The sequence below is a fragment of the Streptacidiphilus rugosus AM-16 genome (assembly GCF_000744655.1).
GTDB classification, from domain to species: domain Bacteria; phylum Actinomycetota; class Actinomycetes; order Streptomycetales; family Streptomycetaceae; genus Streptacidiphilus; species Streptacidiphilus rugosus.
The window spans coordinates 5,015,015-5,040,049 of record NZ_JQMJ01000004.1; the positions used below are offsets into that span (position 1 = coordinate 5,015,015).

At 71.9% G+C, this 25,035-nt stretch carries 21 protein-coding genes; 8 read left to right on the forward strand and 13 right to left on the reverse strand.

Going from position 1 to position 25,035, the window contains the following annotated elements; genetic code table 11:
- The first annotated feature begins 90 nt into the window (after positions 1–90).
- Both BS83_RS32055 and acs read left to right on the forward strand, forming a co-directional pair.
- Positions 91–723 carry an acetate uptake transporter gene (locus tag BS83_RS32055; RefSeq protein WP_037606941.1) on the forward strand — a complete coding sequence of 211 codons (633 nt, stop codon included), beginning with the start codon at positions 91–93 and terminating at the stop codon, positions 721–723.
- A gap of 41 nt (positions 724–764) precedes the next feature.
- Positions 765–2,747: an acetate--CoA ligase gene (acs, locus tag BS83_RS32060; protein WP_037606944.1), complete on the forward strand. Its 1,983-nt coding sequence runs from the start codon at positions 765–767 to the stop codon at positions 2,745–2,747.
- A gap of 242 nt (positions 2,748–2,989) precedes the next feature.
- On the opposite strand, the gene BS83_RS32065 is transcribed toward acs, so the two are convergent.
- The gene (locus BS83_RS32065) at positions 2,990–3,277 is read right to left on the reverse strand and encodes a hypothetical protein (RefSeq protein ID WP_157597408.1); all 288 of its coding nucleotides are present in this window, start codon (positions 3,275–3,277) and stop codon (positions 2,990–2,992) included.
- Positions 3,278–3,596: 319 nt separating this feature from the next.
- Between BS83_RS32065 and BS83_RS32070 the strand changes: the two genes are divergently transcribed.
- Positions 3,597–4,535 carry a LysR family transcriptional regulator gene (locus BS83_RS32070; protein ID WP_051945686.1) on the forward strand — a complete coding sequence of 313 codons (939 nt, stop codon included), beginning with the start codon at positions 3,597–3,599 and terminating at the stop codon, positions 4,533–4,535.
- 8 nt (positions 4,536–4,543) lie between these two features.
- On the opposite strand, the gene paaD is transcribed toward BS83_RS32070, so the two are convergent.
- The 9 genes from paaD to BS83_RS32115 form a co-directional block, all read right to left on the reverse strand.
- Entirely contained in the window at positions 4,544–5,068 is a 525-nt protein-coding gene (gene paaD / locus BS83_RS32075; protein WP_037606949.1) for a 1,2-phenylacetyl-CoA epoxidase subunit PaaD, read from the reverse strand.
- Positions 5,065–5,943, reverse strand: coding sequence for a 1,2-phenylacetyl-CoA epoxidase subunit PaaC (locus BS83_RS32080; protein WP_051944423.1), 879 nt, complete (start codon positions 5,941–5,943; stop codon positions 5,065–5,067). The genes paaD and BS83_RS32080 overlap by 4 nt, the downstream gene beginning before the upstream one ends.
- Before the next feature lie 76 nt (positions 5,944–6,019).
- A complete protein-coding gene (locus BS83_RS32085) occupies positions 6,020–6,838 on the reverse strand; it encodes a Phenylacetic acid catabolic protein (protein WP_198035349.1) in 819 nt (272 codons plus the stop codon).
- Positions 6,835–7,584 (reverse strand): enoyl-CoA hydratase/isomerase family protein, encoded by a 750-nt coding sequence (locus BS83_RS32090; RefSeq protein WP_037606952.1) that lies wholly within the window; start codon positions 7,582–7,584, stop codon positions 6,835–6,837. Before BS83_RS32090 ends, BS83_RS32085 begins: the two co-directional genes overlap by 4 nt.
- A gap of 127 nt (positions 7,585–7,711) precedes the next feature.
- Positions 7,712–8,464, reverse strand: coding sequence for an amino acid ABC transporter ATP-binding protein (locus BS83_RS32095; protein ID WP_037610290.1), 753 nt, complete (start codon positions 8,462–8,464; stop codon positions 7,712–7,714).
- An 11-nt stretch (positions 8,465–8,475) separates the two neighbouring features.
- Positions 8,476–9,417: an amino acid ABC transporter permease gene (locus BS83_RS32100; protein WP_037606955.1), complete on the reverse strand. Its 942-nt coding sequence runs from the start codon at positions 9,415–9,417 to the stop codon at positions 8,476–8,478.
- A gap of 34 nt (positions 9,418–9,451) precedes the next feature.
- Entirely contained in the window at positions 9,452–10,399 is a 948-nt protein-coding gene (locus tag BS83_RS32105; RefSeq protein WP_037606958.1) for an ABC transporter substrate-binding protein, read from the reverse strand.
- A gap of 10 nt (positions 10,400–10,409) precedes the next feature.
- Positions 10,410–11,891: an aminotransferase class I/II-fold pyridoxal phosphate-dependent enzyme gene (locus tag BS83_RS32110; protein WP_037606959.1), complete on the reverse strand. Its 1,482-nt coding sequence runs from the start codon at positions 11,889–11,891 to the stop codon at positions 10,410–10,412.
- A 131-nt stretch (positions 11,892–12,022) separates the two neighbouring features.
- Positions 12,023–13,648, reverse strand: coding sequence for an APC family permease (locus BS83_RS32115; protein WP_037606961.1), 1,626 nt, complete (start codon positions 13,646–13,648; stop codon positions 12,023–12,025).
- A gap of 340 nt (positions 13,649–13,988) precedes the next feature.
- Here BS83_RS32115 and BS83_RS32120 point away from each other — a divergent pair, with 340 nt between their 5' ends.
- The 3 genes from BS83_RS32120 (at position 13,989) to BS83_RS32130 (ending at position 17,927) form a co-directional block, all read left to right on the forward strand.
- Complete coding sequence (locus tag BS83_RS32120) at positions 13,989–14,834, forward strand: hypothetical protein (RefSeq protein ID WP_051944425.1); 846 nt, start codon at positions 13,989–13,991, stop codon at positions 14,832–14,834.
- A gap of 98 nt (positions 14,835–14,932) precedes the next feature.
- Positions 14,933–16,000 carry a histidinol-phosphate transaminase gene (locus tag BS83_RS32125; protein ID WP_084714474.1) on the forward strand — a complete coding sequence of 356 codons (1,068 nt, stop codon included), beginning with the start codon at positions 14,933–14,935 and terminating at the stop codon, positions 15,998–16,000.
- 283 nt (positions 16,001–16,283) lie between these two features.
- A complete protein-coding gene (locus BS83_RS32130; protein WP_037606965.1) occupies positions 16,284–17,927 on the forward strand; it encodes a serine hydrolase in 1,644 nt (547 codons plus the stop codon).
- Here the strand turns inward: BS83_RS32130 and BS83_RS32135 are convergent.
- The gene (locus BS83_RS32135) at positions 17,917–19,536 is read right to left on the reverse strand and encodes an MFS transporter (protein WP_232248768.1); all 1,620 of its coding nucleotides are present in this window, start codon (positions 19,534–19,536) and stop codon (positions 17,917–17,919) included. The genes BS83_RS32130 and BS83_RS32135 overlap by 11 nt on opposite strands.
- 324 nt (positions 19,537–19,860) lie before the next feature.
- Here BS83_RS32135 and BS83_RS32140 point away from each other — a divergent pair, with 324 nt between their 5' ends.
- Positions 19,861–20,286 carry a hypothetical protein gene (locus tag BS83_RS32140; RefSeq protein WP_051944427.1) on the forward strand — a complete coding sequence of 142 codons (426 nt, stop codon included), beginning with the start codon at positions 19,861–19,863 and terminating at the stop codon, positions 20,284–20,286.
- Here the strand turns inward: BS83_RS32140 and BS83_RS32145 are convergent.
- Both BS83_RS32145 and BS83_RS32150 read right to left on the reverse strand, forming a co-directional pair.
- Positions 20,233–21,870, reverse strand: a complete 1,638-nt coding sequence (locus tag BS83_RS32145; RefSeq protein ID WP_232248558.1) for an HD domain-containing phosphohydrolase — start codon at positions 21,868–21,870, stop codon at positions 20,233–20,235. The two genes, BS83_RS32140 and BS83_RS32145, sit on opposite strands and share 54 nt — an antisense overlap.
- An 88-nt stretch (positions 21,871–21,958) precedes the next feature.
- Positions 21,959–23,584 carry a cellulose binding domain-containing protein gene (locus BS83_RS32150; protein ID WP_037606968.1) on the reverse strand — a complete coding sequence of 542 codons (1,626 nt, stop codon included), beginning with the start codon at positions 23,582–23,584 and terminating at the stop codon, positions 21,959–21,961.
- Positions 23,585–23,862: 278 nt separating this feature from the next.
- Between BS83_RS32150 and BS83_RS32155 the strand changes: the two genes are divergently transcribed.
- Positions 23,863–25,032: a serine hydrolase domain-containing protein gene (locus tag BS83_RS32155; RefSeq protein WP_037606970.1), complete on the forward strand. Its 1,170-nt coding sequence runs from the start codon at positions 23,863–23,865 to the stop codon at positions 25,030–25,032.
- The last annotated feature ends 3 nt before the right edge of the window (positions 25,033–25,035 follow it).

Consider the following 25,035-nt stretch of genomic DNA (forward strand, 5'->3'; position numbering starts at 1 on the left):
ACATCGACCAGGCTCTGGTCTCCCACATAAAGCCGCCGTAAAGTTGATAAATGTGAGGTCCTGATCGAGCCGCTCGGAAGGATCACAGCCATGAGCAACGAGACACCCGCGCCGTCGAGCCCCCTCACGGCGACCCCACCCACCCCCGCCCACGCCGACCCGGCACCCCTCGGGCTGGCCGGTTTCGCGCTGACGACACTGCTGCTCTCCTTCGTCAACGCCGACATCATCAAGGAGACCGGCGCGATCGTCGTCGTGCTGGGCCTGGCCGCGTTCTACGGAGGCCTGGCGCAGTTCGTCGCCGGCGTCCTGGAGTGGCGACGCGGCAACACCTTCGGTCTGATGGCGTTCTGCTCGTACGGAGCGTTCTGGCTCTCGTACTGGTGGATCGTCACCCATCTCTCCGCGGCGAGCGGGGACGTGCACCAGGCTGTCGGGCTGTACCTGATCGGCTGGTGCATCATCACCGCCTACCTGGCCCTGGCCTCGCTGCGCACGAACCTCGCGGTGGTCGCGGTGTTCGTGCTGCTGACGGTCACCTTCCTGCTGCTGGGCATCGGTTCGTTCCAGAACGGCACCCCGGCGCCCGACGCCATGACCAAGGTGGGCGGGTGGTTCGGCATCATCACGGCCGCCGCCGCCTTCTACGCCTCGGCCGCGACCGTGGTCAACGCGCAGCACAAGCGGGCCCTGCTGCCGCTGCCCACGCTCCCCGGCGCCTGAGCGACCGCACCTGCCCGTCCGAACAGGAGGGAGCAACACCCATGGCTGCGGATGAGGCGGCCCCGCAACAGACGCTGTCCAACCTGCTCCACGAGGGGCGTCGCTTCGCCCCTCCCGCCGCATTCGCCGAGCACGCCAACCTCCGCGCGGACGCCTACCAGGCGGCCCGTGCGGACCGGCTCGGCTTCTGGGCGGAGCAGGCGAGACGCCTGGACTGGGAACGCGAGTGGGACCAGGTCCTGGACTGGAGCGGCGCGCCGTTCGCCCGCTGGTTCACCGGCGGGCGGCTGAACGTCGCCTACAACTGCGTGGACCGGCACGTCGAGGCGGGCCACGGAGACCGGATCGCCCTGCACTTCGAGGGCGAGCCCGGCGACCGACGCTCCGTCAGTTACGCGGAGCTGCACGGCGAGGTGTGCCGCGCGGCGAACGCGCTCACCGAACTCGGGGTGCGCGCGGGCGACCGGGTCGCCATCTACATGCCGATGATCCCCGAGGCCGTGGTGGCCATGCTGGCCTGTGCCCGCATCGGCGCGCCGCACTCGGTGGTCTTCGCCGCCTTCTCCCCCGCCGCGCTGCGCTCGCGCATCGACGACGCCCAGGCGAAGGTGCTGATCACCGCGGACGGCTACCACCGTCGCGGCTCCGTCGTCGCCCTGAAGGCCAACGCCGACGAGGCCGTGCAGGCGGAGGGCGGCGCGCACAGCATCGAGCACGTGCTCGTGGTACGCCGCACCGGCGCGGAGACGCCCTGGACCGAGGGCAGGGACCTGTGGTGGCACGAGGTGGTGGGGCGTCAGTCGGACGCGCACACACCGGAGTTCTTCGACTCCGAGCACCCGCTGTTCATCCTCTACACCTCCGGCACCACCGGTAGACCGAAGGGCATCCTGCACACCAGCGGCGGCTACCTGACCCAGGTCGGCTACACCCACCGGGCGGTGTTCGACCTGAAGCCGGAGACGGACGTGTTCTGGTGCACGGCCGACATCGGCTGGGTGACCGGCCACTCGTACATCGTCTACGGTCCGCTGGCCAACGGCGCCACGCAGGTCATGTACGAGGGCACGCCGGACACCCCCAACCAGGGCCGCTTCTGGGAGAACGTGGACCGCTACGGCGTCACCATCATCTACACCGCGCCGACCGCGATCCGCACCTTCATGAAGTGGGGCACCGACGTCCCGGCCCGCTACGACCTGTCCTCGCTGCGCCTGCTGGGCAGCGTGGGCGAGCCGATCAATCCCGAGGCCTGGATCTGGTACCGGGAGAACATCGGCAGGGAGCGGTGCCCGATCGTGGACACCTGGTGGCAGACCGAGACCGGCGCCATCATGATCAGCCCGCTGCCCGGCGTCACGGAGACCAAACCGGGCTCGGCCATGACCCCGCTGCCCGGCATCTCCGCCGAGGTCGTGGACGCGGACGGCACCCCGGTGCCGAACGGCGCGGGCGGACTGCTGGTGCTCGACCAGCCCTGGCCCTCGATGCTGCGCGGCGTCTGGGGCGACGAGGAGCGCTTCCGCCAGACGTACTGGGCACGCTTCGCCGACCAGGGCTACTACTTCGCGGGGGACGGCGCGAAGAAGGACGAGGACGGCGACCTGTGGCTGCTCGGCCGGGTCGACGACATCATGCTGGTCTCCGGGCACAACATCTCGACCACCGAGGTCGAGTCGGCTCTCGTCTCGCACCCGGCGGTCGCCGAGGCGGCGGTGGTCGGCGCGACGGACGAGACGACCGGGCAGCGGATCGTCGCCTTCGTGATCCTGCGGGGCGGCAACGAGGAGGTGGCCGAGCTCGCCGACGAGCTCAAGGCGCACGTGGCCAAGGAGATCGGCCCGATCGCCAAGCCCCGGCAGATCCAGGTGGTGCAGGAGCTGCCCAAGACCCGCTCGGGCAAGATCATGCGCCGGCTGCTCCGCGACGTGGCCGAGGACCGCGCCCTCGGGGACACCACGACGCTGACCGACGCCTCGGTGATGGAGCTCATCGCGGCGAAGCTGCCGCACGCGGCGGACTGAGCACCGCGACGAAGGAACGGCCCGGGGCGGCGCAGCCCCGGGCCGTTGCGCTGCCCGGGCGGGAGCCCCCGTCGAATTCCGGACCACGCCCTGTTATCGAACGGATGCACTTTTCGGCGGCCGCCCCGCACCACTTTTCGTGGGGGCAGAGATTTGAGCAGGATTTGAGGCGTCGGCCCGGCGAATTCGGGCGGGGACTTCTGCGCGCCGCATTTCCCCCCTAACGTGGCGGCATGATCGCGTCAGTCGGCGACGATCGCGGCCCGGCGCGGGCCCAGAAGTTCGACCAGGTGGCAGCCCGCCCCCACGAATCGGGCGGCAATGGCCCCGGCGGCGGAGTCGTGGAGGGAGAAGACGAAGTTTCCCGGAATGAGCAGTACGGTGACCACCCGCTCGTCCACCAGCACCATGAGGCGGCGGAGGGCGGGACCGGGTCCGGACGACCGGGTGCCGTTGTCCATGAACAGCAGGGGAACGGGCAGCCCGAGCCGCTCGGCCTGGGCCAGCAGCGCGTCCTGGTGACTTCTCATGTATCCGTCGTCGAAGGGGTAGCAACGCAGATACATGGCGGAATTCGGGCAGCGACTCCTGCCCCTCCATGACAGGCGGGTGTGCTGGGACGGCTTTCTGTGCACTTCCATGGGAATCTCCGGCGGTTCACGCGTTTGCGGCAGGCGGGCACGGGTCCGGCTCGGGGCCGGAATCATCGACCGGCGGATCGCGCCGCGTCGGAGGCTGCCGGGCAGGGGGTGGCATTTCCCGGAGATGTGATCGATGATGTCACGGAAGCCCAGTAAGAGGAATGCTTGATTCCTCTGGCTGGGCTCCATACGAGGTAAGGTGATCACCATGCTGGAACTGCGCCAGTTCCAGGTGCTGCGGGCGATCGCGCGCGAAGGCTCGCTCGCGGCGGCGGCTCGCTCCCTCCACTACAGCCAGCCGACCATCGCCCACCACCTCGCGGCGATGGAGTCGCATTTCGGCGTGCCGCTGGTGCACCGGAGCCCGCGCGGAGTCCACCTCACCGAGGCCGGGCAGTTGGTGCTGCCGCACGCCGAGGCGGCGTTGCGCCGCGTCGGCCTCGCGGAACAGGAGGTCCACGCGCTGATCGACCACGGAACGCGGACCCTGCGGGTGGGCACCTTCCCCACCGCCGGAGCGCAGCTGCTGCCGCCCGCGGTGCGCCAGCTCGCCGAGAAGGGCGTCAAGGTCTCCCTGCTGGAGGGGGAGCTGCCCACCGTGGTCGAGGCGCTGCGCACCGGCGGGCTGCAGATCGCCCTGGTCTACTCCCAGCCGGGCGAGCCGCTGGACCTCGGCGAGGAGTTCGTGCTGCACCCGCTCCTCGACGATCCGCTGCAACTCGCTCTGCCCGCCGCCCATCCCCTGGCGCACCTCGACAGCGTTCCGCTGGGCCGCCTGCGCGACGAGGGCTGGATCATGGGGGCCTGCGACTGGGATCCGAGCGACCGCGTCCTCAGCTGGGCCTGCGCGCAGGAGGGCTTCGAGCCCGTCCGCGTCATGAGGACGGACGACTACGGCATGCTCAAGGGGTTCGTGGCGGCCGGCACCGCCATCGCCCTGGTGCCGAGGCTCGCCCTGACCGGCAACGAGCCGGATCTCGACCTGGTGATCCGCGCCCTCGACGGCCCGCCGCTGGCCAGGCGGATCAGCGTGGCGATGCTGCGCACCACCGTGTCGGACTCCGCGCACGCCCTGCGCGAGGCCCTCTCCGAACAGGCCTCGAGGATCACCGCCTCCTGGGACGAACGCGCCCGCTCGGCGGCCTGACCGCCCCCTCAGACCTCCTTGACGTGCGCGAAGGACTCCCGGCAGTCACGACAGGACCGCAGTTCCGTGCAGGCCGTCGGACCGTACCGGGCGACCTCCCGCGTCCGCAGGGATCGGCACCGGGGACAGCGGACCGCAGGGCGGAGCGGACCGAGGCACAGGGGTGTCGAACGGTCGTGGTTCGGCGCCGACGAGGGCGGAGCGATGCCGTGGCGAGCCAGCTTCCGCCGGCCTTCGGGGGTGATCCAGTCGGAGCTCCACGCCGGCACGAGCAGGGTGACGACGTCGACCCTGTCGAATCCGGCGGCGCGCAGCTCGGCGCGGATCGCGACCCGGATGGCCGCGACGGCGGGACAGCCGCCGTACGTCGGCGTCAGCTCCACGGTGACGTGTCCGGCCGCGTCCACGGCGACGCCCCGCAGCACCCCGAGGTCGCTCACGGTCACCACGCGCAGGAGCGGGTCGCGGACCAGGGCGACCACACGCCGCGCGAGCTCCGCCCGGTCGACGCCGCCGCCCGGAGGGCGGGTCACCGCGATGCCGCCGCGTGGAGTGGGACCTCTTGCCGAGCTTCCGTCAGCATCTGTTCCAGGTACTGGTGTTGTCCGGCACGGCCCCCGCCGGGATGGGCGCGTCGGTGTGCCGGCGATTCGTCGGGGCCGGTCAGCGCCGCAGCGCTCAGCACCGGTGCGAGTCGGCGCTCGAGCTCCGAACGCACCGCCGCCGGGTCGAGACCGCAAGGCGGCGACGCCTCGCACAGCTCGTCCAGATGGGAGACGACGGCGCTCATCGCCTCTCCCATCCTCCGGTGCGACGTCCGGGCGCCCCGCCCCAGCCGGACCACCCAGCGCGCGGCGAGGTCGGCGTGACCCGCGAGCTCCCGCAGCCCCATCGCGGCGACGGCCGCCAGCACCGGGTCCGCGGCGTCGACCAGCGTCTCGAACAGAACCGCCCGCCACAGGGAGAGCAGCAGCAGGCGGCCCGCGCCGAAGGCGAGGTCCTCGGTCGGCGCCTCGCACAGCAGGGCGTTCCTGAACCCCTCGGCGGCACGGCCCCGGGCGAGCTCCTCCTCCGTCCGCCCGGTGCCGTCGAGTTGCCCGCTCCGCGCGAGCAGCATGCGGGCCTGCCCCACCAGGTCCAGGCCGATGCCGGCCAGTGCCGCCGTGTCCGCGGGCCCGAGGTCGCCGGTGAGCCATTCGCCCAGACGCAGAGCGGTGACCAGCGCGTCGTCGCCCAACGCGAGGCAGAGCGCGGCCGTCTCCTGACGGTCGACCTCGTCGGGGACGGAGACGTCGACTCCGAACAGGGGCCGGGCGAAGTGCCGATGGCCTCCCGCGAGATCCGGGTCCCCGGGCACGGCCAGCAGTTCGTTGTCGTCGGGCATCGGCGGGGCATGCTGCTCGGTCATCCGGTGGAGACTTCCTTTCCGTCGGTGAACGCGGGGCGGGACCGGCCACCGCGACGGCCTCACGGTCGCTTCGCCCTCAGGGCGGCTGCCGGTCGTACAGCCGCACCCCCAGCCGCTCGGCCTGGGGCGCCGTCCTCGCCACGAAGCTCCGCCTCAGCTCCTCGCCGCTCGGGCGCGCCACCTTCCAGGCGTCCGCCCGCGCGTCGCCGGACGGGCCGGCGCCCGGCGGGCCGAACATCAGCAGCGCCGGCCACCACCAGCGGTCCACGGCGGCCTGGACCACGGCCCGCTGCCGCGCGGAGGCGTGCGTCGTCGTCAGCAGCAGCTCGTAGCCCTGACGCCGGTGGAAGAACTCGCCGCGGCAGACGAGCAAGGTCGCGCGCGCGAGCGGACCGTAGGAGCTGCGGCGCAGCGGCGCCAGGAGGCAGAGGGCGGCGCCGTCCACGAGCCAGCCGATGACGCCGACCTCGGCGAAGCCGCGGGCCGGGCGGCCGAGGATCGAGCAGTCGCCCTGAGGCCCTGTCAGCAGTCGCTCCGCCGTGCCGGAGCGGTCGGCGGAGAGCGTGTCGGCTGTCGAGGTGAGATGCAGCACGTGGGCGGCTCTGGCCTGGACCCTGGCGAACAGGGACGCCCGGTGCTGCAGTGTGGGCGCGCGGGTGATCCACTCCCGCTCCGCCCGGAGGCCGCGGGCGAAGTGCCGGGCGTGCTGCGCGATCTGCCGCCCCACCGCCGTCCGGTAGGCCTCGGGCATCCAGTCCCCCGGCTCGATCCGCTCGTCCCGTGCGAGCACCGCCTCGAAGCCCGAGCGATCGCGCGCCGCGGGTCGAGGCGTGCCAGGAACTCCCGGTGAGCCGTCCTGACGGCCGCCGGCGCGCCAGATGGGACGAGCCGTCACATCCAGCCCTTCTGACGGGGGAGGAACCAGGTCGCCCGGGGTTCCCCCTCGCCCGGCCGACGCGGCCACAGGCGCTGGGCGAGCGCCTCCGAGGGCGAACTGCCGGGGTTCACGGCGACCAGCTTGGTGAGCCTGAGCGCCTGGGGGGACATCCGGTTCATCCGGTCGAGCAGGCTGTGGCAGTGGTCGAGGAGCTGCCCGGCGGGAATGACGGCGAGTACCAGGCCCGCCGTCAGGGCCGCGGCCGGGTCCAGCCTTCGCCCCGCCAGCAGCATCTGCATCGCCAGTGACTCGCCCACCAGCTGCGACAGGCTCCAGCAGGCGCTGACGGCCGAGAGGACGCCGCACCCCGGCACCGGACTGCCGAAGACGGCCCGCTCGGTGGCGATCCGCACGTCGCACGCGTAGGCCAACGCCGCCCCACCGCCCAGGGCCCGACCGTCGACGGCGGCCAGCGTCGGCATGGGCAGTCGCCGGATCCGGGTGAACAGACGGCTGGTGACGCTGTGCTCCGCGTCGTCGCAGCCGTGCTCGTGCACCTCGGGGCTCTCCCGCCCGGACGAGGGACCACCGCCGTCGAATCCGGTCAGCAGGAGCAGCCTGGGGTCGACCTCCAGGGAGAGACACACCTCGTGCAGTTCGGCGACGGCACCCTCACTGACGCCGCGCCCCGCGCGGGAGTCGGCGAGAGTGACGACGAGCCGGTCGGGGAGTTCCTCGACGTACAGATGGTCGAAGTCGTTCACGGCCGGCCCGCCGGGGTGGTGGCCCGCCCGGCCAGGGACTGATCAGGCATGAGTCCTCCAGATGCGAGAGTCGAAGGAGCAGGGCGGAGCGGCCCGCGCTCAGCGCGCGGGCCGAACGAGGGCGGTCTCAGAGGACCTTGGAGAGGAACGCCTGGGTGCGTTCGTGCTGCGGGTTGGTCAGGACCTCGCGCGGGTGGCCGGACTCGACGACGATGCCGTCGTCCATGAAGACGAGGGAGTCGCCGACCTCGCGGGCGAAGCCCATCTCGTGGGTGACCACGATCATGGTCATGCCGTCCTCGGCGAGTTGCCGCATGACGTCGAGGACGTCGCCGACGAGTTCGGGGTCGAGGGCGGAGGTGGGCTCGTCGAAGAGCATCAGCTTGGGTTCCATCGCCAGTGCGCGGGCGATGGCGACGCGCTGCTGCTGGCCGCCGGAGAGCTGGGAGGGGTAGTTGCCGGCCTTGTCGGCCAGGCCGACCCTGGCCAGCAGTTCCATGGCGTGCTCGCGGGCGGCCGCCTTGGGGACGCCCTTGACCTGGACCGGCGCCTCGATGATGTTCTCCACCGCGGTCTTGTGCGGGAAGAGGTTGAAGCGCTGGAACACCATGCCGATGTCGAGGCGCTGTTCGGCGACCTCGTGGTCGCGCAGTTCGTGGAGCTTGCCGCCCTTCTCCTTGTAGCCGACCAGCTTGCCGTCGACGTAGAGGCGGCCGGCGTTGATCTTCTCCAGGTGGTTGATGCAGCGCAGGAAGGTCGACTTGCCCGAGCCGGACGGGCCGACCAGGCAGAACACCTGCCCCGGCATGACCTTCAGATCGATGCCTCGCAGCACCTGGACCGGTCCGTAGGACTTGTGCACCTGCTCGGCGCGGACCATGGGTTCGACGGTCATCCGGTACCTCCGGAACGCTTGACGCTGAAGAGGTTCTTCCGCACGGTCTGCCAGGGGGTGTCGGGCAGGAGCCGGTTGGCGCCCCGTGCGTAGTAGCGCTCGACGTAGTACTGGCCGACGGACAGGACCGAGGTCAGCAGCAGGTACCAGAGGCTGATCGCGACCAGGGCCGGGATCTCGTAGAAGGTGCGCGAGGCGATGTCCTGGCCGGCGCGGGTCAGGTCCTCCAGGGCGATGGCGGAGACCAGCGAGGTGGTCTTCAGCATGGAGATGGTCTCGTTGCCGGCCGGCGGGATGATGACCCGCATGGCCTGCGGCAGCACGATCCGGCGCAGGGTCTGTATCCGGGTCAGGCCGAGCGAGTGGGCGGCCTCGGTCTGGCCCTCGTCGACGGACTGGATGCCCGCGCGGACGATCTCCGCCATGTAGGCGGCCTCGTTCAGGCCGAGGGCCAGCACGGCGGCGGTGAACAGCCCGATCAGGTCGTTGTAGCTCCACGACACGAAGGTCGGACCGAACGGGATGCCCAGTCCCACCCTGGGCACGAGTGCGCCGAGGAAGTTCCAGACGTAGAGCTGGACCAGGACGGGGGTGCCGCGGAAGACCCAGATGTAGATCCAGGAGACCCCGGACAGCACCGGGTTCCCCGAGAGCCGCATCACGGCGAGCAGGACGCCGCCGACCAGGCCGATGAGCATGGCCAGCACGGTGAGTCCCATGGTCCGGCCGAGGCCGGCGATCACGGTGGGGTAGGTGAAGATCTGGCCGACCACGTCCCAGTGCAGGACGCTGCTGGTGAGGGCCAGATGTCCCAGCATCGCGGTGAGCACGCCGATGACGGCGACGGCGACCCAGCGGCCCGGGTGGCGGACGGCCACGGCGTCGATGGCCTCGGGGGCGTCGACGGGTGGCGAGCCCACCTTCTGATGAATCGTCATGAAGAATGTCTCTCGTGGGGAGCGCGGGGAGCGGTCAGCCGGCGGCGGCGTTGATGAGGACCTTGTCCGCGGTGAGCGCGCCGGACTCGACGCCCCACTTGGTCAGGATCTGGGTGTAGGTGCCGTCGGCGATGATGTCCTTGATGGCGCCCTGGACGGCCTGGGCGAGCCGGCCGTCGCCCTTGGGGAGCGCGATGCCGTAGGGGGCGGTGTTGTAGTCCTGGCCGATCTTGATGAGCTGGCCGTTGCTCTGCTTGACGGCGTAGTCGATGACCGGGGAGTCGGCCATCATGGCCTGGTCGCGCTTGGCGATCAGGGCGGAGGTGGCGTCGGTCTGGGCGTTGAACTGGTCGCCGTTGTTGGGGACCTCGGGCTTGCCGGCCTTCTTGCAGGCGGGGTTGACGGTGTTCTTGATCTCGTCGGCCTCGGTGGTGCCGGTCTGGACGGAGACCTTGATGCCGCACAGGTCGGCGGCGTTGCCGGTGAGCTTGTCCGGGTTGCCGGTCAGCGTGGCGATGGCCTCGCCAGCGTTGTAGTACTGGACCATGTCGACCTGCTTCTCGCGGTCCTTGGTGTCGGTGAAGGAGGAGAAGCTGAGGTCGTACTTCTTGGCGGTGATGCCGACGAGGATGCTGGAGAAGTCGGCGCTCTGCCAGTTGGCCTTGAGCCCGAGCTTCTTCATGATCGCGTTGCCGAGCTCGATGTCCATGCCGACGATGTTGCCGCCGGCGTCCTTGAACTCGGAGGGCGCGTAGGTCGAGTCGGTGGCGATGGTGACGGTGCCCTTGGCCTTGAGGTCCGCGGGGACCATGGCGACCAGCGCGGCGTCCGTGCCCTCGGCGTTGACGGACTGCGTGGCGTCGGGGGCCGCACCCGAGTTGCCGCCGATCTTGGAGCTGCCGCAGCCGGTCAGGAGCAGCGAGCCCGACAGGGCGATCATCGCGGCAGAGGTCGTGGCGCTGGTGCGTCGGGAGTGTCTCATCCGTGGTCCTTCATCTTCGAGGGGTGACGACGCGCAACGTCCGGACCTCGGGGTCCGCCGCTCCGCGTACATGGCCGCCCTGGGTCGCGGCGGTGTTCCGGAGGAAGTCGACAAGCTCGGCTGTGATCACCTCACCGGGCAGGACGTTGGGGACGCCGGGCGGGTAGGCGGCCAGCGTGCTGGCCGACACCTGACCGATCGCCTCGGCGGCGGGAACGCTGCGGGCGCCGGCGAAGAACGCCTGACGCGGCGTCATGCGGACCTCGCCGGGGACGGGAAGCTTGATGCGGCGGCCGCCCAGGGGTGCGGTGGCCCACCCGCCCGGCAGGTCGTGCAGCGCGTCCACGAAACGGTCGACGTCGGGAACCGCGCCGGCCCCCACCACACCGACCACGACGGAGTCGGTGGCCATCTCGACCAGGACGGCCTGCTCCGACTGCAGCCGCCACCGCGCCTCGTGGCCCGTGATGCCGCCGGCGCGCGTGTCGACCGCCACCCGCAGCCGGTCCGTCGCCACGATGTCGGGGAAGTCGCCGAATCCGTCGCTCACCACGCCGAACCGGCCGCGCTCCCTGATGCGCTCGCGGATCCGATCGCTCGCGCGCAGCGAGCGGCCGATCCCGACCTTGTCCGTCGCGAGTTGACGCCGTGCCAGGTCGAGGGAGGCGAGCAGCAGGGAGCTCTCGCTGGTGGACTGGGTGAGCCGGAACGCCTCCTCCAGCAAGGGCTCCAGGGCGTCGGCATGGGGGCCGTGTCCGAGATGGAGCATGGCGGACTGGGTGAGGCTGCCACCGAGCTTGTGGGTGCTGGAGACGACCAGATCGGCTCCGAGCGCGAGGGCGTTCGGCGGCAGTCCCGGATGGAACCCGAGATGCGCGCCCCAGGCCTCGTCCACCACCAGCGGCACTCCGGCCGCGTGGGCCGCGTCGGCCAGCGCCCGGACGTCGGCGACCGCGCCGAAGTAACTGGGCGTCACGACATAGGCGGCGACCGCGTCCGGGTGCGCCGCGAGGGCGGCCTCCACGTCGCAGGCCGTGACGCCGTGCGCGATGCCCAGGTCGTCGTCCAGGCTGGGGTGCACGAAGACCGCGTTCAGGCCGGAGAGGACCAGGCCGTCGATGACGCTGGCGTGCACGCTGCGCTGGACCACCACCCGCGACCCCAGCAGGCCGAGGGCAAGCGTGGCGATGCGGTTGCCCTGCGAGGCGCCGTTGGTCAGGAACCAGGTGCGCCGGGCACCCCAGGCTCCGGCGGCGAGCCGGAGGGCCTGGTCCTTCGGATTGTCGGCGCCCAGATCGATGCCGTCGATCAGCGGGGGGACGTCCGTGCCGAGCGGCACGGCGCCGACGAGGTCGGCGAGCCCGGCGAAGGCCTCGGAGCTCGCCGCGTGTCCGGGGACGTGCAGTCGCAGCCAGGGCACCTGTCCATGGGCGGCCAACGCCTCGGCGTAGGGGGCGGAAGTCTGGGAGAGGGAGGGTTGTTGCTGAGCCACGGGGCGATCTTCGCACCGGGGTCGGGCGACAGGAATGCGGGAGTTTTCTTCAGACGTCCATAGCCCGTATGGCAGCCGGCCCCGCCCATTCGGGGCGGGCCGGCCGGGTCGACCCGCCGTGGGGCGGCCGGTCAGAGGGCTTCGGCGTTCCTGATCGCTGCCTGGATCTCCGCCGTTCCGAGGGCCACCGCGACCGCCCAGTAGTACACGACCAGGGACAGGACGGTGATCAGGGCGATGTCCCAGCCCAGCGGGATCCGGCCGGCGCCGCCGAACCCGCCCTGCCAGGAGATCAGGCCCACCCCGAGCAGGTAGACCGGCAGCCACTGGGCCGGACGCATCTGCATGCTCGGCGCCTGGGGCAGGTTCATCGCCCGCGCGTAGAGCGCGTAGCAGCCCATCAGCCCGTAGCCGAGCAGGACCGCGAGGCCGAGCCGCCAGAGGGTTCCCCAGCCGGACCAGTAGATGATCAGCGTGGCGATCACGAAGGAGAGCGGCGAGATCACGCCGCCCGCGGGCAGCCGGTAGGGACGGTGGTGGCGCGGGAGGTTGCGGCGCAGCGCGCCGTAGGCCAGGGGCGCGCCCGCGTACATCAGCACCGAGGCGGAGGTGATGAACGAGACGAGCTGCTGCCAGCTGGGGAACGGCAGGAAGCAGACGACGCCGACCACCAGGGAGACCAGCAGTCCCAGCCAAGGGACGCCGCGTCGGTTGGTCCTGGCCAGCGCCTGCGGGAAGTAGCCGTTGGCGGCGAGGCCGTAGGAGACGCGCGAGGTGGAGGTGGTGTAGATCAGCGCGGTGCCTGCGGGCGAGACGACGGCGTCGATGTAGAGGAAGGTCGCCAGCCAGCCGAGGCTGAGCACCCCGGCCAGCCCGGCCCAGGGGCCGGAGATGCCCTGGTAGGCCAGGGCGGCCCAACCGTGCCGCAGCGCCGCGCTCGGCAGCGCTCCGATGTAGACGACCTGGAGCAGCACGTAGACCACCCCGCCGATCACCACGGAGCCGAGCACGGCCCGCGGGATGTGGCTGCCGGGGTTGCTGCTCTCACCGGCGAGCTGGATCGCCTGCTCGAAGCCGAGCAGGGCGAAGATGATGCCGCTGGTGCTGATCGCGGCGAGCACGCCCTTCGAGCCGTAGGGCGCGAATCCGTGCGAGGTGAAGTTGCCGGTGTCGAAATGGGCGAGGGCCACCACGAATATCGTGAGCAGCGGCACGAAGATCTTCCACCAGGTGGCCGTGCTATTGGTATGGGCCAACACCTTCACGCCGAGGAAGTTGACGGCCACGAACACGCACATGAGCACGGTCGCGAAGACGAAGCCGGAGAGGGTCAGCGTCCCGTCCGCGTGCTGCAGTCCGGCCGCCCAGGACCAGTGACCCGCATATCCGATGACCGCCTCGACCTCGATGGGGGCGACCGTCACCGCCTGCAGCCAGGAGAACCAGCCGAAGGACATGCCCACCACGCCGCCGAATGCGTAGTGCGGATAGCGTGCGGTGCCGCCGGAGACCGGGAACATCCCGCCGAGCTCCGCGTGGACCAGGGCGAGCAGGCCGATCGCCACCGCGCCGACGCCCCAGCTGATCAGCGCCGCGGGGCCGGCGGCGGTGACGCCGTTCTTGGCTCCGTAGAGCCAGCCGGAGCCGATGATCGAGCCGACCGAGGCCCACATCAGGCCGATGAGGCCGACCTCCCGGCGCAGGTTCCCCGATCGCCGCGCGGTGGTGACCGGACCGGAAAGTTGATCGAAAACCATGGAACTCCTCGTTGTTCGCGTCCTGGGCTCCCGAAAGTGCGGATCACGTTAGGTGTCGCTACCTGACACAGAAAGTCCCCGTTATCAAAAAGTCATGGCCGGGGGCCCAGGAGGCGCTGCGGAGGGGGAATCGGGCGCCATTTGAGGAAAATTTGAGGCTGCTCGTCGTATTGGCCCACTCCAAAGGCTTCGCAAGAGCCTGTCCGGCTCGTAGCGTCGCTCCATGACCTTCATGGCACGCGGTCGGCGGACCATTCCCCGCCTCGCCCCTGAGCTCGATGACGAGCCATTGGGAATCGTCTGCCGACAGCTGTGCAATACACCTGTCATGCCTGGGGCGGTGGACAATCAGGTCGACGCGGCGACCCGCCTCTTCGACAGCGCCGCCGGGGACTGGGACCGGATCGGGCACCGGATGTCCGTCCTCGCCGAGGAGTTCGCCGATCCGTCCTTCGCCCGCTCCTGGGTGATGCGGCACCCGAGGAGCGCGGACGCCCGGATCTTCCGGGCCAGGGTCGCCTACGTCCGGCTGCGCTCCGACCGCTCCCTCACCGACGAGGCGGCCGCCGCCATGCACGACTGCGCCCAGGCCGCCGCCCTGCGGACGGGCGATCCGACCCCCTGGGTGGTCAGGCTGGGCCTGTGCCGGCTGCTCAGGCGACCGGCCGGAGAGGTCATCTCGCTGTGGCAGGAGGCGGTGGCCCGCGACCCCTGGAACCGCGAGGCCGACCTGCAGATGCTGTCGTACCTGACGACGGTCGACGACTCCTCGCACTGGCGGGTCGACGACTTCGTCGACCGCCGCTGCTTCGAGATGCCCGCCGACGCCCCGGGAATCGGACTGGAACTGGCCACGACGCTCGGCCGCTCCGGCCAGTCGGCGGACACGTCCGGGCTCGGCGGACTGCTGGCGGACCGCTGGTGGCAGTCGCCCCGCCGGGCGCGGTTCCTCGACCGGGCGGTCGAGCAGTGGACCAGGCCCGGGTTCCTCCACCACGCCGGGGCGCTCGCGGACCTCAACGGCCTCGCCTTCGCCCTGGTCCAGGCCAACCGGCTGCGCGACGCCGGTCTGGTCTTCCTCCGGATCGGCCCCGTCGTCACCTCCTGGCCCTGGGCCGCGGAGGGGGAACCGGTCCGGCAGTTCGCGACCCACCAGAAGCAGGCGCTGCGCTTCGTGACGCCCTGACCCCGCGAGCCCGCCCACGAGCGCGCCAGGCCACGCCGGCCGGCGCAGTCACCGCCGCACCAGACCGCACCGCACGAGAGCCAGGAAGCAAGCAGATCATGGTGAAAGTCCGACCGACCCTCCTGCGTGTCCCCGCCTCGGTGCCGGGGGGAAGGTCGCCGGGCACCGCCTCCCTGGCCCGCAACGAGTGCCCGTTCGGACTGCTTCCGGCCGTGGCCCGGGTCCTCGCCGCGGCGAACGCCGCCACCTCGCGCTATCCGGATCCGCACGCGACCGGACTGGTCGGCGCCCTGGCCGCACATCTGCGGGTGCCGGCCGACCGGATCGCCGTGGGCGCGGGATCCTCGGAGGTGTGCAGTCAGCTGCTGCACACGGTGGTGGGCCCCGGCGACGAGGTGGTCTTCGGCTGGAGGTCCTTCGAGGCCTACCCGATCCTCACCATGGTGGCCGGCGGCGCGCCGGTCCGGGTGCCACTGGCCAGGAAGAAGCTGGACCTGGACGCCATGGCCCGGGCGGTCACGCACCGGACCCGTCTGATCTTCGTCTGCAATCCCAACAACCCGACCGCCACGGCGCTCGACGCGAGCGCGCTGCGCGCCTTCGCGGACCGGGTCCCGACCGAGGTGCTGATCGTGGTCGACGAGGCCTACCGCGAGTACGCGGCCGCGACCGCGGTGCCGGACGCGTTGGCGCTGCTCGGCGACCGGCCCAACGTGGTGGTGATGCGCACCTTCTCCAAGGCCTACGCACTGGCGGGCCTCAGGGTCGGCTACTGTGTGGGCCCCGCGGAGCTGATCGCCGAGGTCCGCAAGGCGCAACTCCCCTTCAGTGTCGGAGCCCTGGCCCAGGACGCCGCCGTGGCGGCGCTCGGCGAACGGGCCGAGGTGGCGCGCCGGGTCGGGCTCACCCTGCTGGAGCGCGAGCGGGTGATGTCCGACCTCCACGAGCTCGGCTACCCGGTCCCCTCCTCGCACACCAACTTCCTGTGGCTGCCCCTGCGGGAGGCCAGTTCGGCCTTCACCGAGTTCTGCCTGAACCGCGGCGTCGCCGTGCGCGGCTTCCCCGGGGAGGGCGTCCGCGTCACGGTCGGGCTCGCCGCCGAGAACTCCGCCTTCCTCGCCCTGGCCGCCGACTGGACGGCGGCCCGGCGGTTCACCGGACGGTGACCTGATCGCTTCGACCGGATCACGAACGACCGGCTCGACTCCGTCGGCTCCCACCGGGCCTTCGCCGCCTGCCCCGCTCACCCGGCGTCGGGACCCACCGGTCATCCCCCGGCTTCACTGCAGAGCCACGGGAGGTGCCCACCCGGGCCGACTGGTCACACAGCGTCACATCGTGCGCCGCTGCGGTGGCGGACGGAACGGGGCGGCGGCACGGTCGAGCCAGGCGGGCCGGTCCGGCGGTCCCGTCCGCCGGCCCTCGACGCCCTGACCTGGAGCTCGGACGATGCGACTCTCACGGTTTCCCGTCCTCGTCGGCGCTGCCGCGGTCCTCGCGATTCCCGGCGGGCTCTACGGCCTGACCGGCTGTACCGGCGCGCCGCAGGACGCCTCGCCGCCCGGGGCCTCGTCACCGGCGACCGCTCCGTCCGCGGGCCTGTCGGCCGCGCCGCCCGCGCAGGAGCCGCCGCAGCTGTCGCAGGCGCAGGTCACGGGGGCGCTCGGGCAGTTGGACGGGGTGGTCGAGGCGGCGATGAGACGCACGGGCGTGCCCGGGGTGGCGGTCGGCGTCGTGTACCAGGACAGGACCGCCTACGCGAAGGGGTTCGGCGTGCGCGAGGTGGGCCGACCCGACCGTGTCGACCCCGACACCGTGTTCCAGCTGGCCTCGATGTCGAAGCCGCTGGCCTCCACCGTGGTGGCGGAGGCGGTGGGCCGGAAGGTCGTCGGCTGGGACACCCCGGTGGTGGCGCACGAGCCCGGCTTCGCGCTCAAGGACCCCTACGTGACCGCTCACGTGACGGTCGCCGACATGTTCTCGCACCGCAGCGGCCTGCCCGACCACGCGGGCGACCTGCTGGAGGATCTCGGCTACGACGGCGACTACATCGTCTCGCACCTGCGGCTGGAGCCGCTGGACCCGTTCCGGGCGAGCTACGCCTACACCAACTACGGCGTCACCGCGGCCGGTCTCGCCGTGGCCGCCGCGGCGAAGTCCTCCTGGCCCGATCTGGCCGCCGCGTCGCTGTTCCAGCCGCTCGGGATGGACCACAGCAGCTACCGACGCGCCGACTACGACCGGGCCGCCGACAGGGCGTCCGCGCACGTGAAGGCGGGGGGACACTGGGAGCCCTCCACCACCGAGAACGCGGACTCCCAGGCTCCGGCCGGCGGCGCGAGCTCGACGGTGGACGACCTGACCCGGTGGATGCGGCTGCAGCTCGACAACGGGTCCTACGGCGGCAGGCAGCTCGTCGACGCCGCCGCGCTGGACGAGACCCGCGTTCCGCACTCCGTCGCCGCCCCGCCGCGCTCCCCCGGCGGCGGGGAGCCCCAGTTCTACGGACTGGGCTGGAACGTCAACTACGACCAGCTCGGCCGGCTGCGGCTGAACCACTTCGGCGCGTTCACGCTGGGCGCGGCCACCACCGTCACCCTGCTGCCCACCGAGCGGCTGGGGATCGTGGTGCTCAGCAACGGGCAGCCGATCGGCGTTCCCGAGGCCGTCGCCGCCGCCTTCTTCGACATCGCCCAGAACGGCCGGCAGACCGTCGACTGGCTCAGCCTGTACGGCAAGGTCCTGGGCAGCGCCACCGGCGCCGGCGTCTCCCCCACCGACTACGCGAAGCCGCCGACCTCCCCGGCGCCCGAGATGGCGAACAGCGCCTACACGGGCAACTTCGGGAACGACTTCTACGGACCGGCCACTGTCACCGCCGGCCGCGACGGGCAGCTGACCCTGGTGCTCGGCCCGGACAAGCAGTCGTTCCCGCTGCAGCACTACAGCGGGAACACCTTCAGCTACCGCACCCGCGGCGAGAACGCCGTCGGCCTGTCCGGCGTCGCCTTCCACCTCGGGTCCGGCGGCACCGCCGACAGCGTGACGCTGGAGAACCTGGACGCCGCCGGCCTGGGCACCTTCAGCCGTTGACCGCGTCCCGCGCGGGCACGGAGCGGGTGGTGAAGGCCGAGGCGACGGCGGCGACCAGGCAGGCCGCCAGGGCGAACCAGAAGGCGACCGCGAGGCCGTCCCTGAACGGCCCGGTGACCAGGTGCGGGAAGAAGTCACGGCCGGTCAGGTACTCCGCCCGCCCCGGCGGCAGGTGCTGGAGCACCTGCGGGCCGAGCAGCTGCCGGATCGGGTTGTAGCCGAGGAACGCCGCGAAGAGCACCGCCAGCGGGGGAAGCTGGCTGACCTTCGCCGCGACCGGCGCCGGCACGTTCTGCGCGACCAGCCCGTGGTCGAGGGCGCCGGGGAGGCTCTGGGCCAGACCGAGCACGATCAGGCTGAAGAACAGTCCGATCGACAGCACCATGGCCGCGTTCTGGAACGTCGCGGTCATGCCCGCGCCGACGCCGCGCTGGCGGGCGGGGACGGCGTTCATGATCTCGGCACGGTTCGGGGAGGCGAACAGTCCCGCGCCCAGGCCGTTCAGCACGAGGATGGCGGCGAACGCGGGGTAGGGGAAGTCGACCGGCAGCACCATCAGCAGGCCGAAACTGGCCGCGTTCAGCAGGGCGCCCGCGATCGTGAAGAGCCGCGAGCCGAAGCGGTCGGAGAGCAGACCGGAGACGGGCGCGGCCACCAGCAGTCCGACGGTCAGCGGGATCATGTAGATCCCGGCCCACAGCGGGGTCTGCTCGAAGCTGTACCCGTGCAGCGGCAGCCAGATGCCCTGGAGCCAGATCACCAGGATGAACTGGAGGCCGCCGCGCCCGAGCGCGGTCAGCAGATTGGCCAGGTTGCCTGCGGCGAAGGTCCGCAGCCGGAACAGGGAGAGGTCGAACAGCGGCTCGGCGACCTTGGACTCCACCACGCAGAACACCGCCAGGAGCACCACCCCGACGCCCATCGCCGCGAGCACCCACGGGTTGCCCCAGCCGGTGGTCGCGCCGTGGTAGGGCTGGATGCCGTAGGTGATGCCGACCAGCAGCGTGATCAGACCGGCCGCGAAGGTGATGTTGCCCCACCAGTCGATCGCCGCGGGCTGCCGGTGGCCGGTGTCCTTGAGCTTGAGGTAGGCCCAGACCGAGCCGAAGACGCCGACGGGCACGGAGACCAGGAACACCCAGCGCCAGCCGACCGGGCCGAGGACGCCGCCGAGCATCAGCCCGATGAAGGCCCCGGCTATACCGGCGATCACGTTGATGCCCAGGGCGGTCCCGCGCTGCCGCGCCGGGAAGGCGTCGGTGATGATCGCGGTCGAGTTGGCGAAGATCAGCGCACCGCCGACGCCCTGCACCACGCGCCAGCCGATCAGCCACAGCGCGGCCTGTGTCCCGCTCCCCCAGGTCAACGACAGGGCGACGGAGCACGCGGTGAAGACCGCGAAGCCGAGGTTGTACATCCGGACCCGGCCGAACATGTCACCGAGCCGCCCGAAGGTCACCACCAGCACGGCGGTGACCACCATGAAGCCCATCATCATCCACAGCAGGTAGCTGGTGTTGTGCGGGTCGAGCGGGTCGAGGTGGATGCCGTCGAAGATGTTCGGCATGGCGATCAGCACGATCGACTGGTTGATCATCACCATCAGCATGCCGAGGGTCGTGTTCGACAGTGCGATCCACTTGTAGTGGGGCCCGTGCCGGTCCTCGACCTCGGAGGGAGCCGGGGAAGCCACGTCGGGCGAGGAGGTCGGACCGCCGGACGGCGAGGCGGCGGATGAGCTGGCCATACGGGCTTCCCTTCGGTCAATGTGCCCTACAACTATTTCAGGTCGACAGTCTTCCTGTCATCATTGGTCGGTCCTCGAACCTGCGTCCCCGAAGATGGGGAGCTCTCCCCATGTGCCGGGCGGCCCGGCGGCGGATTCTCGTGGCAGCACGGAGACGAGTCCGTCGACACGAGAGGAGCCGAGGCCATGACCGGCACCGCAGGAGCACGCTTCGCCCAGGCGCTGGCCGCCAAGGACCGGGAGGGGCTGAACGCGCTGCTGGCCCCCGGAGTGGATTTCCAGGCGCTGACCCCGGGCCGCTTCTGGCAGTCCGGCGACCCCGACGAGGTGGTGGACCAGTTCGTGCTGGGCCACTGGTTCGGCCCGTCCGCCGAGATGCGCGGACTGCGGATGCTGGCCGACCGTGAGGTCGCGCAGCGCCGTCACGTCGCCTACGAGCTGCGGGTACGCCGCGAGGGCGCGGACTACCTGGTCGAGCAGCAGGTCTACTACGAGGCCGGGGAGGACGGGCGGATCGGCTGGCTGCGGCTGCTGTGCGCGGGGTACCAGCCGGACGCCTCAGCCGTCGCGGGCCCCGAGACCGTCGAGTCCGTCGTCGCCGCCGCCGGCTGAGCCCGCGTCCTGGACGGCGCCCGTCGTGGGACCGAGGCCGTGGCGGGCGGCGAACAGGCCCGCCAGGGCCCGGTTGGTGGCGCCGGTCTTGGCGTAGATGTGCTCGATGTGGTGCCCGGCGGTGCGCGGGGAGATGTGCAGCGACTCGGCGATCCGGCGGGTGGAAAGGCCCAGGGCCAGCAGCCGCAGCACCTCCACCTCACGGGTGGTCAGCCCGGCGGGCCAGGTGCCGCGGCGCGGTCTGGTGTGGCCCGCTGCGCCCAGCACCGCCTCGGCCGCTCCGGCGTCGATCCGGCCGGCCCGCACCTCGGCGCGGAGCAGCGCGGCCGCCTCCGCCGGACTGCCCGCGGGCCGGTGCGGACGGCCCTCGGTGTGCGCCCGGTACAGGTCGGCGGCGGCCAGCAGCCGGCCCTCGGGGGTCAGCGCGGCGCCGGACAGGCCGCGCGGATAGCCGGAGCCGTCCAGCCGCTCGTGGTGCTGCACCGCGACCGCCGCGATCTGCGCCAGGGCGGGTGAGCAGGCCAGCATCCGCTCCGTCAGGTACGGGTGCAGCCGCACCCGTTCGGTCTCCCCCAGGGTGAGCGGCCCCGGCTTGTCCCAGACCGTGTTGGGCACGCCGAGCCGCCCGAGGTCGTGGACCAGCGCGGCCCGGCGCAGGGTGGCGCGGGTGGGGGCGGGCAGCCCGGCGAGCCCTGCGGCGGCCTCCACCAGTTCCGCGACCCCGCGTGAATGACCGATCGTCCAGGGGGACTTGACGTCGGCGAAGTCCGCGACCGCGAGCAGCGCGGCGTCCAGCTCGGCCTCGGTCAGGGGGGTGCCGGGGGCCGGGTCGGCGCGCTGCACCTGGTCCCAGCCGCCGTCCAGGTCGGCCAGCAGCTGCGCGGCGCGCGCGGTGAACGCGTCCACCACGGCCGGATCGAACTGCGTGCCGCGCCGTTCCCGCGCCACCGCGACCGCGGCCGCCGTCCCGCCCGAGCGGTGGTAGGCCACGACCACATCGGCCAGGTTCACCAGCCGCGAGGTGAGCAGGATCTCCTCGCCGCGGGCGCCCTTGGGAGCGCCGCGTCCGTCCCAGCGCTCGAAGGTCTGCTCCACGCAGGCCCGCACCCGGGGGGCGAGCCCCAGCTGGGCGGCGAGAGCGTCGGCGGCCTGCCAGTGGTTGCTGAGGATGGCCTCGGCGTCACGCCGTCCGGGCCCGAGGAAGGCGAGGCCGAGCCGGGCCCGGCCGCCGACCCCGGCCGGCTGGGGGCCGCCGCCCAGATGACGCAGCATGAACCGGGCCTCGACGGCGGGCCCGGAGAAGTCGGTGCGCCGGAAGTCGGCCTTCAGCACGGTGTCGTCGCCGAACCACTTGGCCTGCTCGTAGGCGTCGACGTGGCAGCCCACCCAGGAGACCAGCGAGGCGTAGTAGACGACCTCCCGATCGGCGTCGTCCAGGCCGAGCTCGCCCGCCAGTCGCAGCGCCACCAAACACTGACACAGCACATGCTCCATGGGCTGGCCCATGCCGAGGTCCGCGCCGAGCGACAGCACCGCCAGCAGCTCCGCCAGCCGCACCCGCGAGAACGCAGAGGGCTCCGCCACGGAGCCGATTCTAGGGCCCGGAGGGGCCGACGGGCGGCGGCGCCCCGCGCGTGGGCGCGGGGCGCCGCCGCCTGCCGGCCGACCGGGGTCAGCCGGTGAAACCGGCGAAGATCTTCGAGAACTGGTAGGGCGACTGGGGGACGTTGGTGCACTTGGACAGACCGCCGGTGCAGGCGTTGGCGTCCCTGGTCATCTCCCAGAAGGCCAGCTCGCCCAGGTGGTTCTGCTGCGCGAAGGCCACCAGCTGCGAGGCGTCGGACAGGCCGAACACCTCGGAGGTGTTGTCGTTCTGGCCGAGCATCGGGGTGACGCCGACCATCGCCCAGGCCTGGGCCGCCGTCAGCGTGGGCCAGACGGAGAGGATCTGGGCCCGGGTGGACTGGGCCGACTGGATCGCGTAGGCGCCCATCTTCCCCGAGGGGTTGGGGGCCTCGGAGTCGCCGAAGTCCATCGCCATCACGTTGACCACGTCGACCTTGAGCCCGGCCGCCTTGGCCGACTGGAGCACGTAGAGGCCGTCGGCGGTGAGCCCGGACGGCAGCACCGGCAGGGTCAGGCTGACCTTGAGGTCCCGGCCCTTGGCGGCCTGGGCCGCCTGCAGTTGGGCGAGGGCCTGCGAGCGGCGGTCGATCGAGGCGTGGTCGGTGACGGCCGTGCCTTCGATGTCGAAGTCGATCCGGTCCAGACCGTAGGCGTCGACGACCTTCTGGTACTGGGTCTCCAGCGCGGCCGTGGTGGTGCAGGACTGCGCCAGCTCGGTGCCGTTGGCCCCGCCGAAGGAGACCCGCACGTCGCCGCCGGTGGCCCGGAACGCATCGATGTCGGCCTTGTCCCAGCCCGCGGTGGCGTCGTACGCGCCGAACCAGCTGGCGCTGCACGCGGTGCTGCCGTTGATGACGAAGGCCAGCGAGAACTGCTTGAGCCCGCTGTTGGCGGCCAGCGTGCTGAGACTGGGGGTCGGGTACGCGCCCAGGTCCACGTAGGGCGCGGCCGCGCCGGGGACCGTGCCGCTGCCGGCGACCGCGGTGACCGCGGCCGAGGCGGGGGACTCGTTGCCACTCGGGTCGAAGGCGGAGACGCTGACCGCCAGGCTGCTGCCCTGGATCAGCCCGGTCACCGTGGCGCTGGTCCCGGTGACGGTGGCCAGCACCGCGCCGTTGGCCCACAGGTGGTAGCCGGCCACCGACTGGTTGTCCGTGGCGGCGTTCCAGGAGAGCGAGAACGCGCCGGGGGCGCTGCCGCTCACCTTGAGTCCGGCAGGCGTCGAGGGCGGTGTGGTGTCGGCGGGGAGTCCGGCGCAGGGGGCGTTGTTGATGGTGCAGTTGGCGGGTGCCGTCTGCGGGTTGCTGCCGTTGGAGACGTCGAACCCGACGACGGCGGCGGTGGCTCCGGGCGCGAGCGGACCGGCCCAGCTGGGGGCGGAGATCGTGTAGTGCGTGCCGCTGGCCGTGAGCGTGCCGTTCCAGGCGCTGGTGACCGTCTCCCCGGCGGGCAGGTCGAAGGAGATCGACCAGGTGGCGACGGCGGCGTTGGTGTTGTTGGTGACGGTGTAACCGGCCTCGAAGCCGCTCGACCAGGTGGAGGTGACCGCGTAGTTCGCGATCAGCCCGGTGAGTCCCCCGGCCGCCTGGGCCGTGGTCGCGGTGGCCGCGGCGGTGAGCGGCGTGGCCAGCAGCCCTGCGGCCGTGGCGAGGGACAGAGTGACGCGCCTCATGGGCGAGTCCTCCTCGACAGTGTCAGGTGACGGCGCGGTGTGGGGCCGCGCCGCACGAGGGATGTGGGGGTGAACCGCGCGGCTCCTCCAAGATGGTCCAGACCAATACGGATCGTCAATAGACAGGTTTCTTAACAGTCCCCTAAGGCGCGTCCGGCGTTCACCGGAGCGTGGGGTTGTCCCCACCGGCGCGTCGGGGGCAGGCTCCATGGGCGCCGGGCTCGGCGACTGCCAGGCTGAAGGCGACCACCGCACCCGTCCGGACGAGGTCCCCACCCATGCGCCGCCCTCGCGTCCTCCTGCCGGCCCTCTGCGCCGCGCTGCTGGTCTGCGCCGCCGTCCCCGCGAGCGCGTCCGCCGCGGCGTCGGGCGCCGAACCCGCGCCGCTCGCCGCCGCGCTGCGCACCGCGACCGCCCGGGCGGTGGCCGACGGCTACCCCGCCGCGATCGCCTACGCCCGCCGGGGCGACGCGAGCGCCACGGCCACGTCGGGCTCGGCCGACCTCGCGACCGGCCGCCCGGCCGACGCCGGGGACCGGTTCAGGATCGCCAGCAACACCAAGTCCTTCGTCGCCACCGTGCTGCTGCAACTGGTCGCCGAACACCGGCTCGGCCTGGACGACCCGGTGCAGAGGTGGCTGCCGGGCGTCGTCTCCGGGGCCGGCAACGACGGTCGGCGGATCACCCTGCGCGAGTTGCTGAACCAGACCAGCGGCCTCTACGACCCCACCACCGACCCGGCCTTCTTCGCCCCCTACCTGCAGCGCCACGACATGGGCTACGTCTACACCCCGCGCCGGGTGGTGGCCGAGGCGACGGCCCACCCGCCGCTCTTCGCCCCGGGCACGAGGTGGAACTACTCCAACACCAACTACCTGCTGGCCGGTCTGGTGATCGAGGCGGTCACCGGACACAGCGCGGGCCGGGAGATCGCCGACCGGATCCTGCGCCCGCTCGGCCTGACCCGCACCACACTGCCGCGCACCGATCCGCGGATCCACGGCCGTCACCTGCACGGCTACGACCTCTCCCACCGCGACGTCACCGTGTTCAGCCCGTCCTACGACTGGACGGCGGGCGCGATGATCTCCACCCTGGCCGACCTGGCCGCCTTCGACCGGGCCCTGTTCGCCGGACGGCTGCTGCCCCCGGCCGAGCAGCGCGCCCTCGAGACAGTCCCCGACGTGCCCGGCGAGGACGGCTACGCGCTGGGCGTGACCAGGTCCACGGTCGACTGCGGCGACGGCCGCACGGCGGCGGTCTGGGAGACCGACGGCGGCGGACCCGGCTTCACCAGCCTCTCGCTCACCTCGGCCGAGGGCCGGGCCGACCGCCAACTCGTCCTGGTCGGAACGGTCTTCGACCTCGGCCAGGATCTGCGCAACGAGCGGCCGGTGCCCGCGTCCGGCGCCTTCGGTCCGGCCGAGACGGCGGTCTTCTGCGACTGACCC

Bases quoted from the DNA above. Each gene is read 5' to 3' on its own strand.
- BS83_RS32055 (WP_037606941.1), top strand. From the start codon at position 91: ATGAGCAACGAGACACCCGCGCCGTCGAGCCCCCTCACGGCGACCCCA.
- acs (WP_037606944.1), top strand. From the start codon at position 765: ATGGCTGCGGATGAGGCGGCCCCGCAACAGACGCTGTCCAACCTGCTC.
- BS83_RS32065 (WP_157597408.1), bottom strand. From the start codon at position 3,277: ATGAGAAGTCACCAGGACGCGCTGCTGGCCCAGGCCGAGCGGCTCGGG.
- BS83_RS32070 (WP_051945686.1), top strand. From the start codon at position 3,597: ATGCTGGAACTGCGCCAGTTCCAGGTGCTGCGGGCGATCGCGCGCGAA.
- BS83_RS32080 (WP_051944423.1), bottom strand. From the start codon at position 5,943: ATGACCGAGCAGCATGCCCCGCCGATGCCCGACGACAACGAACTGCTG.
- BS83_RS32095 (WP_037610290.1), bottom strand. From the start codon at position 8,464: ATGGTCCGCGCCGAGCAGGTGCACAAGTCCTACGGACCGGTCCAGGTG.
- BS83_RS32100 (WP_037606955.1), bottom strand. From the start codon at position 9,417: ATGACGATTCATCAGAAGGTGGGCTCGCCACCCGTCGACGCCCCCGAG.
- BS83_RS32105 (WP_037606958.1), bottom strand. From the start codon at position 10,399: ATGAGACACTCCCGACGCACCAGCGCCACGACCTCTGCCGCGATGATC.
- BS83_RS32115 (WP_037606961.1), bottom strand. From the start codon at position 13,648: ATGGTTTTCGATCAACTTTCCGGTCCGGTCACCACCGCGCGGCGATCG.
- BS83_RS32125 (WP_084714474.1), top strand. From the start codon at position 14,933: ATGGTGAAAGTCCGACCGACCCTCCTGCGTGTCCCCGCCTCGGTGCCG.
- BS83_RS32130 (WP_037606965.1), top strand. From the start codon at position 16,284: ATGCGACTCTCACGGTTTCCCGTCCTCGTCGGCGCTGCCGCGGTCCTC.
- BS83_RS32135 (WP_232248768.1), bottom strand. From the start codon at position 19,536: ATGCTGATGGTGATGATCAACCAGTCGATCGTGCTGATCGCCATGCCG.
- BS83_RS32140 (WP_051944427.1), top strand. From the start codon at position 19,861: ATGACCGGCACCGCAGGAGCACGCTTCGCCCAGGCGCTGGCCGCCAAG.
- BS83_RS32150 (WP_037606968.1), bottom strand. From the start codon at position 23,584: ATGAGGCGCGTCACTCTGTCCCTCGCCACGGCCGCAGGGCTGCTGGCC.
- BS83_RS32155 (WP_037606970.1), top strand. From the start codon at position 23,863: ATGCGCCGCCCTCGCGTCCTCCTGCCGGCCCTCTGCGCCGCGCTGCTG.